The organism is Paraburkholderia sp. GAS199 (assembly GCF_050436585.1).
In the GTDB taxonomy this organism is placed as follows: Bacteria; Pseudomonadota; Gammaproteobacteria; order Burkholderiales; family Burkholderiaceae; genus Paraburkholderia.
Genome location: NZ_JBNDMM010000016.1, coordinates 17,679 through 29,975 on the forward strand (window position 1 = coordinate 17,679; position 12,297 = coordinate 29,975).

Genomic DNA, 12,297 nt, shown 5'->3' on the forward strand with positions numbered 1-12,297 from the left:
AAGACGCGTGAGCCACCGGGCATTAGTCTGGCACTTGCCTTAGTCGACCCGTGCCCGCATCAGCGTCTCGGCCGCCCGGCAACGGTTTCCACCATTGCTATTGCTACTGAACCGGACGTTATGATTGAAATAGGCAGTTTTCGCATTGATCCGGTTGGACGTACCTTGTCCCGAAATGGAAATCTCGTGCGTGTCGGCAATCGCGCTTTCGACATTCTGGTCATCATTGCAAGGGCCGATGGTAGGCTTGTCACCAAACAGAAGCTGCTCGCGACAGTATGGCCCAGCACTGTCGTCGGCGAAAACAGTCTATATGTCGTCCTTTCAGGGCTGCGAAAAATCCTCGGTTCTGAGCGCGACCTGATCGTCAACGTACGTGATCTGGGATACCAACTCAACACGAAGAAAATCGACACAGTCTCAGAACTCATCGACAAACAGCCAATCAACGTACGCAGTCTTCCCCGACTTGAATGTGAATTGCTTGGCCGCACCGAACAGATTCGGTCGATTCGCACAATGATCAGGCACTCACCCGTTGTTACGCTTGTTGGCGCGGGTGGTATCGGCAAAACTAGCCTCGCAATTGAGATGGCGCGAAAAATCGAGGCGCAGTACTCCAACATAGCCTGCTTTGTCGATTTGGCAAAGTTAAATCCGCGCGTACCCATACTCAACGCGATTGCCGAAAATCTCGGCTTGCCCGCCACTGGTTCGCCATTTGACGTTGCACGCGTTGCAACTGCGTTAAGTCGGCAATGCCGACTACTATTACTCGATAACGCAGAGCATTTGATCGACGAAGTGGCACACACAGTTGAAGCGCTGCTCGCGCTCGATGATAGTCTGCGCATCCTCGTCACGAGCCGGGAGCCGCTGCGCATCAGGATGGAAACCATCTTCAGAGTGCAACCACTGGACGTCCCGCCACCTCAGTCGAGCGATGCACAAATTTTGCAGAGCTCCGCAGTCGCGCTTTTCTTGAAAAAAGCATTTTCATCTATATCGAAGCCCAGTATAGACAGTTCGACAATCCAGCTGGTCGGAGAGATTTGCAGACGACTCGAGGGTCTTCCGCTAGCGATCGAAATAGCTGCGGCGCGCGTGCCCGCGCTAGGCGTGGCCGGCATCTTTCGCTCCCTTGGTGACAGCACGGCACTACTCGACGGCAGCGACAGTACCGCTACGCCGCGCCATGTGACGCTGAGGGCGACCTTCGACTGGAGCTTTGCACTACTCGACACAGCTAGCCAACTGATTTTCCGCCGCATCGCAATCTTTAGTAGCGGCTTCAGCGTCGACGCGATGTGTGCGGTCGTATGTGACGACAGTTGCACCGCGATGGATGCGATCAATGGCGTCACTGAGTTGGTAGAGAAATCGCTTGTCTCCGTGGAGTTCGTGAGCTCGGCGGCACAATATCGGTTGTCGGAATCGACTCGGGCCTACGCAAATGAAAGGCTACATGCGGAAGGAGAGTTCGACTGCATTGCTCTGCGTCATTCTCGCTATCTGTCTACCGCGTCTGAGATTTTATCGAACGGTGAGCTCAAATGCGGCGGTGAACCACGCGAACTTCATAACGTGACAGATTAACAGCGGTGCGCCATTCGCCGCCCGTACCCAACTTTCGGATGCCCGGGCGGCGTCACAGTGCTAGCCTAGCCAATTACGACTGAATAAACTCGAGCAGATCCGCGTTCACTTTGTCAGCGTGTGTCGTGCACATGCCGTGTGGCGCACCCTCATAAATCTTGAGCTTCGCGTTCGGCATTATCTTGGAAGACAATGCGCCGGAGTCCTCCAGCGGCACGATTTGATCGGCATTACCTTGCAGAACAAGGGCAGGGACCGTGACTTTTTTCAGATCGTCGGTGAAATCCGTTTCCGAGAAGGCTTTGACGCAATCATACAAGCCCTTAATTGAACCTTGCATGCCAAGGAACCAGAACCAGTCGATCGTGCCTTGCGACACCTTTGCGTCCGGCCGGTTGAATCCAAAGAACGGCACAGCCAGATCCTTGAAAAACTGCGAGCGGTTGTTCTTCACCCCGTCACGAATTTCATCGAAGACAGACATCGGCAAACCACCCGGATTCGCTGCGGTCTTCAGCATAATTGGCGGCACGGCCGATATGAGTACCGCCTTCGAGACTCGCTCCGTACCGTGGCGTGCGATATAACGGGCCACCTCGCCGCCCCCCCGTCGAGTGCCCGACCATCACGGCATTGCGTAGATCAAGCGATTCGATCAGCTCGGAGAGATCGTCTGCATACGTATTCATCTCATTGCCGCCCCACGTCTGGGCCGAGCGACCGTGACCACGACGATCGTGTGCGATTACGCGGTAGCCCCGCTCCGCGAGAAACATCATCTGTGAATCCCATGCATCGGCATCAAGTGGCCAGCCGTGCGAGAACGTAATGGGCTGTCCGGTTCCCCAGTCTTTGTAATACAGCTGCGTGCCGTCTTTTGTCGTGAAGTATGCCATTGCTCGTGCTCCTTGGGAGGTGATTAGCCGTCTGACACCCTTGTGCCATGCGCCAGGCGAGTATCAACCAACACTGCCCGGCAGGGTTTAGCAATTGCCCTGATTTTTGCAAATTTGCACCATTCTTAAGACCCCCGGGTTGAGCAAACCGCTTCAATCGCCCGATACGGGAACTCAGTCGTGCAAATTCAAAAGTACTGCGCGTAACACTCAATCACAGCAGGCTCTCGCACTCTATTCTTCCATCATCTACGGTGAGTCCCAAATAAGGCTCACCATGACCCAATCCACCCCGCTGTGTCATATGCGTGCGTGACTTTCTCAAGCCCTGCGTCTCCAGGAATCGTTCATGTGGATAGTCCGACTCGCCCTGCAGCGACCCTACACGTTCATCGTTCTGGCCGTTCTACTGTTCATACTCGGTCCACTTGCAATTCTGCGCACACCGACTGACATTTTCCCGAACATCAATATCCCAGTTGTCAGCATCGTCTGGTCTTACAACGGGTTTTCCGCTGAGGATATGGCGCACCGCATTACTTCGAATTACGAGCGGGCACTCACCACCGACGTCGACGACATCGAGCATATTGAATCGCAGTCGCTCAACGGCGTGTCGGTGGTAAAAGTTTTCTTTCATCCTGGTGCTGACATCAATCGCGCAATCGCCGAAGCCGCCTCGAATTCGGCTTCGATTCTCCGCGTTTTGCCTCCAGGCACATTGCCGCCGAACATCATCACGTACAACGCGTCGACGGTACCGGTCCTACAGCTTGGTCTATCGAGTGACACACTCCCGGAGCAAACGTTGTATGACTTGGGTAACAGTTTCATCCGCACCCAGCTTGCAACTGTTCAGGGTGCAGCAGTGCCGTTGCCTTTCGGCGGGAAAGTACGCCAGATCATGGTCGAAATCAACCCGCGGGCGTTACAAGCGAAAGGACTTGCACCGGCGGACGTAGTCAACGCCGTCAACGCGCAGAATCTGATCTTGCCGGGTGGCACCGCAAAGATCGGCTCACGCGAATACAACGTACAGATGAACGGCAGCACGGACACTGTCGCTGCGCTCAATAACTTGCCAATTAAAACAATCAATGGCGCTGTGGTCTATGTTCGCGACGTTGCTCATGTAATCGACGGCTACGCCCCACAGACCAATATGGTGCGAAGCGACGGCAAGCGCGCGGCATTGCTGCAGATCGAGAAGACGGGCAGCTCATCGACTCTCACAATCATCCAGCAGGTCAAATCCCTCTTGCCGAGAATCGCAGCAGGCCTCCCCAAGGCGCTTGTCATTACACCGCTCTCTGACCAGTCGGTATTCGTGAAGTCGGCAATTGTTGGCGTAGTGCGCGAAGCCGTGATCGCAGCCTGCTTGACGGCCGTCATGATCCTGCTTTTCCTCGGCAGTTGGCGAGCCACACTGATCATCGCGATCTCGATTCCTTTGGCTGTACTGACCTCGCTCATTGCACTATCAGCTCTCGGAGAGACCATCAACATTATGACGCTCGGCGGCCTCGCGCTCGCCGTCGGCATTCTGGTCGACGACGCCACCGTAGCTATCGAGAACATCACTCATCATCTTGAAAACGGTGAGCCATTACACGACGCAATCCTCAACGGGTCCGGTGAAATTGCCGTGCCCACCTTCGTCTCAACATTGTCGATCTGCATTGTTTTTGTTCCGATGTTTTTGCTTTCCGGCGTAGCACGGTATCTTTTCGTGCCTCTCGCAGAAGCCGTCGTTTTTGCCATGTGTGCGTCTTACTTCTTCTCACGCACGCTTATCCCGACGCTTGCGATGTATTTAATGCGCGCGCCGTCAAAAGCGGGCGCAGCATCACCAAGCCGATTCGGCGCGATCGTCCGGTTCCAGGCCGGCTTCGAGCGACGTTTTGAACAATTGCGCGGTCGCTATCGTGTTACGTTACAGCAGGCGATCCTCGGTCGGAAAAGATTCATCCCGTTCTTCCTTTTCCTTTGTCTCGGCTCTCTTGCTCTGATTCCGTTCACCGGACGTGACTTCTTTCCAGCCGTGGACTCCGGCGAAATCCGTTTGCACCTGCGCGCGCCAACAGGCACCAGAATCGAGCAGACGGCACGCATCACGGACGAAGTCGAAGCGACGATCAGCACGATAATCCCTAAGCAGGATCAAGCGGCATTGCTTGACAATATCGGGGTGCCCGTCAGTGGGATCAATCTCACCTACGACACTTCAGATCCGATCGGACCGGAAGACGCTGACATTATGCTCACACTCAAGTCCGGCGCCGGGTCAACTGCTGCCTACATGATCCGCCTGCGAAATGCCCTGAATGCGGCATTTCCAGGAGTGACATTCTCGTTTCTGCCTGCGGATATCGTCAGTCAGATACTCAATTTCGGTCTCCCGGCGCCCATCGACATTCAAATTGTGGGCGAGAAGCTCGCAGAGAACCGCGTAGTGGCGAACCGATTGCTGGCGCAGTTGCGCAGTGTGCGTGGTCTGGTCGACGCACGTATCCAGCAGCCGGGTGACGCACCCACCCTCAATCTGAACGTCGATCGAACCCAAGCCATTCAGGCCGGACTCACTCAAAAGGATGTCGCACAGAACCTGTTGATTGCCCTTTCCGGCAGTTCGCAGACAACGCCGAACTTCTGGCTCGATCCTAAGAACGGCGTCAGTTATCCGTTGATGGCCGAGGTGCCTCAATATGACATCCATTCGCTGCAAACGCTGGCCAATATCCCAGTGACAACTTTCGGGGGAGCTGCCCCCGGGAATCTGCTAGGCACGCTAGGTCAGCTGTCACGCAGCACGCAACAGGCCGTGGTTTCTCACTACAACGTGCAGCCTGTGCTCGATATTTTCGCGGCTCCTCAGGGGCGCGACCTCGGTGGTGTCACTGCGGACGTCACGCGTCTTGTGGACGCAGCGCGGGCCGATTTGCCAGCGGGTTCCGCCATCGTCATTCGCGGCCAGGTTCAGTCGATGAACGAGTCGTTCGGCGGCCTCGAGACGGGGCTGATCTTTGCCATCGCACTCGTCTATTTGCTCATGGTAGTTAATTTTCAGTCTTGGCTCGACCCGCTCATCATCGTGAGCGGACTTCCCGGCTCGCTTGCTGGCATTTCGTGGATGCTGTTCGCCACTCACACGACAGTAAGTGTGCCGGCCTTGACGGGCACGATTCTGTGCATCGGTATTGCGACAGCTAACAGCATTCTTGTGGTCAACGCCGCGCGGGAATTGCTGCAAAGCGGCGCCAATCCGCTCGCGGCCGCACTTGAAGCGGGGTTCACACGCTTCCGTCCAGTCCTGATGACTGCGCTCGCCATGCTGATTGGCATGATGCCGATGGCGTTAGGTCTGGGCGATGGCGGCGAGCAAAACGCCCCGCTGGGACGTGCGGTGATCGGCGGTCTGGCCATCGGCACGATTTCCACATTGATGTTCGTGCCGGTGGTGTTCGCCATGGTCCACACGTGGCTTGCCCAGCGCCGCGTCAAAGCGACACCTCCCACGCTCAATGAGTCCCATAACCAAAGGAAGTCATCATGAATCCATCGGATGCTGACGAGCGCAAAGCCGGCACGAGTCTGGTGGTGCCCGCTGACCGTGATTTAACGGCACCGGCCGGCACCTCGGGTCAACGCCGCTTGCGCCGATATCGGTCGCTTATCGTGCTGGCCGCCGTCGCTGCGATTCTGCTAACTCTCGGCATTGTGCCGCGATTAAGCGCTGACGCTGCCTTGACTCAGCAAGTTGCGGCACAGCAAGCGCCTTCCGTGAAAGTAATTTCACCGGGCACCGCTCCGGCGTTGCGTGAACTGCTGTTGCCGGGAGCAGTGACGCCTTTTGCGGAAGCGGCGGTGTATGCACGCACGAGCGGATACATTCGGCGCTGGTACGCAGACATCGGCACGAAGGTTAAAGCAGGCGAATCGCTCGCGGTTATCGAAACTCCCGAACTCGATGCGCAGTGGCGCCAGGCACGTGCCGACGCCGCCACGGCTCAAGCGAACTACGAATACGCACTCAGCACGTCGCAGCGCTGGCAGCAAATGCTGCAAACGCAATCGGTCTCGCAGCAGGATGCGGACACTCGCAGCGCAGACATGCTCGCCAAAAGGGCAATTCTGGCCTCCGCCCAGGCCAACGTGGCACGACTTGCCGAACTGGTGTCGTACGAAAAGGTCACCGCACCTTTCGATGGAGTTATTACCGTACGTAATGTAGATGTCGGCGCGCTGGTCACTGCGGGGGGTACCCCTGGTCTTGCGATACCCGCCAACGAACTGTTTCACATCGTGCAAACAGACGTGCTGCGTACTTTTGCCGACATTCCACAAGATGATGCCAGCCTCGTCACGGTCGGTACACAGGTTTACCTCACGACCCAGCAATATCCGGGTCGCCGCTTCCCCGCGGAGGTAGCGCGCAGTTCCGAGGTGATCAACCCCGCAAGCCGCACGATGCGCGTTGAGGTGGATGTGAAAAATAGTGATGGCGCGCTACGCCCCGGTGCCTATGTTCAGGTACATCTCGCGCTCGACACCCCTCACCCAGCTCTCCAGCTGCCGGTCAGCGCGCTGCTGTTCCGTCCCGATGGCGTCACCATAGCGGTGGTCGATCAACAGGGCAAGGTGGCGTTAAAGACTGTCACGATCGGCCGCGACTTCGGCACGTATATGGAGATCGCAACGGGACTGACAGCCTCTGACCGCGTGATCGACAACCCCGGCGATGCGACTACGGCCGGCACTAGTGTACGGGTGATGCAGGCGCCAGCGACGCCAAAACCATCGGCGGGCGCGAGCGCCACATCTTCCACTAAAGCCGTGCGCAGCTAGCGCGGGGCATGAACCCGGAAAATCTCCACCATGCGCTCGCCGAGGCTCAATTCGCTATGCAAGGGGCTAACCGCCGTCGCAGCCTTTACATTGGCGGCATGTTCTACCTCACCTGCCTATTCCCCGCCACAAGTGGCGATCCCTGAGCATTACGCTGCAGCCTCGCCCGCCGCCTCGGGCTGGAGCAAGGCATCGCCATTGGACACAGTCCCGCGTGGCCGCTGGTGGGCGATTTTCAACGATATCGAACTGGATCGGCTTGAAGACCAACTGACCGTGTCCAACCAGACGCTTCAGAAGGCCGTGGCTCAACTTCAGCAGGCGCGCGCCATGATCGACTATCAGCATGCAAGTTATCTACCAACCGTCACGGCCGGTGCCGCAGAGGCGCGTACCCGGCTTTCGCAGAACGTCGAAGGACACTCACTCGCGGGGAAAACCGTGCCCGATTACTCGGCAGGCTTGTTGGCCGAGTGGGAACCAGACTTGTTCGGGCGCGTACGCAACGCGGTAGCGAATGCGCGTGACAACGCCCAGGCAAGTCAATCCGACGTGGAAGCTGTCCGTCTTTCTATCAGCAGCGATCTTGCTAGCGCCTATTTTTCTGTGCGTGCGCTTGACGTTCAAAAAAAATTGCTCGACGACAGTGTCATTGCTTATGCCGCCGCGTTGAGTATTTTGCGGCAGCAACTGAGAGACGGCGCGATCGATGCTTCTGCCACCGCACAGGCCGAAACTCAATTGGAAAGTATCCGCACCCAAGCGATCGACATCAACGTGCAGCGCGCACAGGTGACGCATGCGATTGCGACATTGATCGGCGTACCCGCCTCTTCCTTCTCGTTGCCGCCAAAGCAAGAACCGATCACGTTGCCCGTGATTCCTGCCGGATTGCCTTCTCAGTTGCTCGAGCGTCGGCCTGACATTGCTGCCGCTGAACGTCACGCAGCTGCCGCCAACGCACAGATCGGCCAAGCGAGAGCGGCTTTTTATCCAGATTTAACGTTGAGTGCCAGTGCTGGTCTCGAGAGTACTTTTTTTGCACCTTGGCTAACTGCTCCCAGCCTGTTCTGGTCCCTCGGCCCGCAGTTAGTGGGCACCCTGTTCGACGGCGGTAGACGAAGTGCCGCATTGCACGGCGCGACCGCTCAATACGACGCCGCCGTAGCCGATTATCGGCACACCGTGCTGGTAGCGTTTCAGCAGGTCGAAGACCAGCTATCGGCGCTCGATAGCCTCGTTATGGAAGCGCGGAGTCAAAGTCTTGCAACAGAAGCCGCGCGGCGCTCGCTCCAGTTAACCATGAACCGCTATCAAGCCGGTGCTGTCAGCTATCTGGACGTTGTAACAGTTCAGACCATTGCGCTCACTAACGAGCGAGCCGAAGCACAGATTGCGGCACGCCGCATTGACGCGAGTGTGCATCTTTTGAAGGCGCTCGGCGGAGGCTGGGATCGCGAGGCACTAGCAACAACATCACAAAGCGACCAATGAATACGCTGCATCGACAGTGCGATTCGGAAAAAGCTCTCACCCAAACTTTGCCACACTCAATTTAAGCGCACACGAATGCGCTCTCGCAAACGTCTGGTTGCGCCACGGCGACATCTTCTGACGCCAAAGCGGAACAATTGCAACGAATCACCCAATGATTGCCCAAGGAGGCGCACTATGCAGGACAGTACTGTCATTTCAACTTTCACTAGCCACGCCGACGCTGACGAAGCCGTCAAGGAATTGAACCGCAACGGTTTTGACATGACCAAACTCTCTGTAGTTGGCAAAGGCTACCACTCCGAAGAACATGCTATCGGCTTCTACTCGGTAGGCGATCGTATTCGCTCGTGGGGCGCGACGGGGGCGTTCTGGGGCGGCATCTGGGGCCTGCTGCTCGCTCCGGCCGTTTTCCTCGTCCCCGGACTCGGTCTTGTCGGTCTCGCTGGCCCAGTCGTTGCGGCAGTCGTTTCAGCGCTTGAAGGCGCCGTAATCGGCGGTGGCGTGACGGCGCTCGGTGCCGCGCTCGCGGAACTTGGTGTGCCGAAGGACGACGCCGTGAAGTACGAAACTGCAATCAGGGCGAATGGATTTCTGCTGATCGTACACGGTACGTCAGAAGACGTAGAACAAGCTCGCGCTATCCTTAACCGCACAGCTGTGACCACCGAAGCAGGCAGCGCGCCAGCAGTCTAAGCGTTATGGGTCGACATCGACAAACGAGGCCGGTGGTCCAGCCGGTCGAGTCCTCTTATCGATGAACCCGAGCCCAGCGTGAAGGCATTTGCTTTTTTCCAGACAAAAGGCGACCCAGCGGCAGTCGCAGTTCCGGCACGGAGCGTCTTTTCACGAACTGTCAGCGGTGACGTGGTCGGCGCACTGGTCAAGGCACGTCGTCTCTCGCCTGAGGAATTCCGCGACGACATTGACACCCAGGCTGGTGCAACACTAAATGACCATTTAGCGTAGGGCGCACTTCGTTTGTAGTTTAAATGCCGCGCGATCAGCCGACGGGGCGACAATTCCTGCATCGACCATCTATAGCCAGAAAAGAACTGTCAATGTGACTGAAGGCGGCCATCAAGGCGCTCCAGAATGATCTGCAAAAAGCGATCAACGAAGGAAAACGGAGAATCGACTCGAACACAGTCGAAGTGACAGTCGATTCTTTCGCCGAAATCGTTGAGAGGTGTTAGCGAGTCCAACGCAAAAGTGACCAACGCCGAAAAAATTCAGACTGCTACTGTTCACAGGGTGTTCACGTCACCGTGCGTTGCGACCGAAAAAACGTCATGCACAATGAGCGACCCGGTTTCGATGGTCCAGCTAAAACTTCCAGCAAACATATCGACCGATCGCCGTTTTCTCACGTTTCGGACCATTTCACCGTCAGCAGACCAGAACGCGCCAAGGCCCTCCCGGGCAGGTGTTCCGTGATAAGAGCGCCATGGTCCGCATGGACATGGAAGAATAGATAGGACGTTACGCGATAGCGTTTCTGATCGGCGCGCTCCACGGTTACTTTACGCAAGATGAGGTGGTCCACTTAGCTGAGCGCGAACAGCGCCAGGCTTACCGCGTAGTGCTGCTCGACAAGATTGGGAATGCGTGCCCAAGCGCTTTACACACCTGTGGCCAGTTCCGGTCAACGACCGGTTGATCGAGAGCAAGAGCCGCACGATCGTTTCGGCAATACGCCGACCATCGTCACCTGCAATCTCGAAACCGACGTCTTTCGAGTGAGAAAAAGTCTCCACTGAGATCCGGCAGGAGCTACGCCGCCACGGTGTCAACGGCACTCAGGAATTGATACAGTTTCTGCCGGCATCGGCACTTCAGATTTGATACACCGGGTTGTAGTGTTATTGCGGTGCCGACCGCATTCCGTTGACGGCGTCCTCCTTTGTTGTAGTCGGTCTTTTAATAACCAGTCCGGCGCGTCGCTTGTCGCGTAGTCGATAGCTCTCGCCCTGGATTGCCACGACGTGAGCGTGATGCAATAGCCGGTCGAGCATGGCAGCAGTGAGCGTTGCGTCATCGGCGAACGTCTGGTCCCACTGCCCGAACGGAAGATTGCTGGTCACGATCAGACTGCCACGCTCGTATCGTTTGGCGATCACCTGGAAGAACAGGTTGGCCTGCTCACGGCTCATCGGCAGGTATCCGATCTCATCGATGATCAACAGCCGGTACGGGTTGACGAATCGTTTTAGTGCGTCTCCCAGCTGATTCTGTCGATGTGCCGTGGTCAGTATCATCAGCAGGTCCGCTGCGGTGATGAAGCGCACCTTGATCCTGGCTTGCGTTGCTGCATAACCAAGTGCCATTGCAATGTGAGTTTTGCCTGTGCCGCTCGGACCGAGTAATACGACGTTCTCGTTGCGCTCCAGAAACGTCAGGCTCGCCAGCTCCTGGACCTGGGATCTGGGCACACCGCTGGCTGCCGCGAAGTCGAAACCGTCGAGGGTCTTGATCGTCGGGAAGCCTGCCAGGCGCGCAAACGTCGCGCGCTGTCTGACGAGCCGCGCTGTGTGCTCGGCCTTTAGTACCGATTCGAGAAACTCTGTCAGGTTCACCTCGTCGGCGGTCGCCTTTTGCGCCAGATGTGGCAACGCGTCCGCGATGGTCGTGAGCTTCAGTTGGGCGCATAGCTGCGCCACGCGTTCGTGTGCGATGTTCATGCGGCAACCCGAATCAGCTGGTCGTACACGGACAGCGGGTGCTGTAGCGGAGACAGCCAGTCGTGGAATCGCTCGCGCAGCTCTTGTCCGCTCGCTGGTGTCGTTGCTGGTAACAGCGCCGGATACGGTGGCGGCACGCTCTGCAAGGCCTTCTGCTCAACAAGCAGTTGCTCGCCAGGCTTCAACCGGGTCGTTCCGTGTATCCGGACATGTGCAACTTCGCGTAGCCAACGCCAGACTTCAGTGTTGGCGGTCGTCACGTCCAGTTCGACGTTGGCCGCCTTGAACTGGGCGGCCAGCGGAACGTAAAAACTACGGCGCAAATATCCGTTCATCCGTTCGACCTTGCCTTTGGTCTTCGCGCGATAGGGCCGACAGAGCTGGGGCTGAAGCCCGTAGTGCCGGGCGAAGTCGAGAAACCCCGGCTGGAAGCGGTGCTGCTTCGGGCCGTACGCATCCCGTTCGATGACAACGGTCTTCATATTGTCGTACAGCGCACGGCGCGGCACACCGCCGAACCAGTTAAAACAGTTGAGGTGACACCTCAGCAAAGTATCGAGCCGCATGTCGGAAACGAATTCGACGTAGGTCGCACGGCTATAGCCGAGAGTGGCCACGAAGGCGAACAGATTCGCTCCTTTACGCCTGCGGAACTCGACCCAGTCGACCTGCATCTGATCGCCCACAGCAGTCTCGAATCGCACCAACGGATCGGGCGCCGGTACAGGCCGCAATGTGGCACCGAACTTGCGCACGATTCTCTCGCCGCCATCGAATCCCTTCGA

The 12,297-nt window shown here is 57.2% G+C and carries 7 protein-coding genes and 1 pseudogene; 5 read left to right on the plus strand and 3 right to left on the minus strand.

The annotated features are described in order from the left end of the window. The first annotated feature begins 120 nt into the window (after positions 1–120). Positions 121–1,596, plus strand: coding sequence for a winged helix-turn-helix domain-containing protein (locus tag P3T18_RS36335; protein WP_429304783.1), 1,476 nt, complete (start codon positions 121–123; stop codon positions 1,594–1,596). 73 nt (positions 1,597–1,669) lie between these two features. On the opposite strand, the pseudogene P3T18_RS36340 reads toward P3T18_RS36335, so the two are convergent. Continuing rightward, a pseudogene (locus P3T18_RS36340) lies at positions 1,670–2,492 on the minus strand (alpha/beta fold hydrolase). Positions 2,493–2,841: 349 nt separating this feature from the next. On the opposite strand from P3T18_RS36340, the gene P3T18_RS36345 reads away from it, so the two are divergent. The 4 genes from P3T18_RS36345 to P3T18_RS36360 all read left to right on the plus strand — a co-directional run bounded on the left by P3T18_RS36345 (position 2,842) and on the right by P3T18_RS36360 (position 9,527). Then, complete coding sequence (locus P3T18_RS36345; protein ID WP_429304784.1) at positions 2,842–6,045, plus strand: efflux RND transporter permease subunit; 3,204 nt, start codon at positions 2,842–2,844, stop codon at positions 6,043–6,045. Further along, entirely contained in the window at positions 6,042–7,337 is a 1,296-nt protein-coding gene (locus P3T18_RS36350; protein ID WP_429304785.1) for an efflux RND transporter periplasmic adaptor subunit, read from the plus strand. The genes P3T18_RS36345 and P3T18_RS36350 overlap by 4 nt, the downstream gene beginning before the upstream one ends. A 30-nt stretch (positions 7,338–7,367) precedes the next feature. Then, a complete protein-coding gene (locus P3T18_RS36355) occupies positions 7,368–8,831 on the plus strand; it encodes an efflux transporter outer membrane subunit (protein ID WP_429304786.1) in 1,464 nt (487 codons plus the stop codon). Positions 8,832–9,008: 177 nt separating this feature from the next. Next, positions 9,009–9,527 carry a general stress protein gene (locus tag P3T18_RS36360; RefSeq protein WP_429304787.1) on the plus strand — a complete coding sequence of 173 codons (519 nt, stop codon included), beginning with the start codon at positions 9,009–9,011 and terminating at the stop codon, positions 9,525–9,527. Between the two features lie 1,166 nt (positions 9,528–10,693). Here P3T18_RS36360 and istB read toward each other — a convergent pair. Next, positions 10,694–11,512, minus strand: a complete 819-nt coding sequence (gene istB / locus P3T18_RS36365) for an IS21-like element helper ATPase IstB (protein ID WP_429304788.1) — start codon at positions 11,510–11,512, stop codon at positions 10,694–10,696. Continuing rightward, on the minus strand, positions 11,509–12,297 hold a 789-nt coding region (gene istA / locus P3T18_RS36370), incomplete at its 5' end, for an IS21 family transposase (protein ID WP_429304789.1). The genes istB and istA, both read right to left, overlap by 4 nt.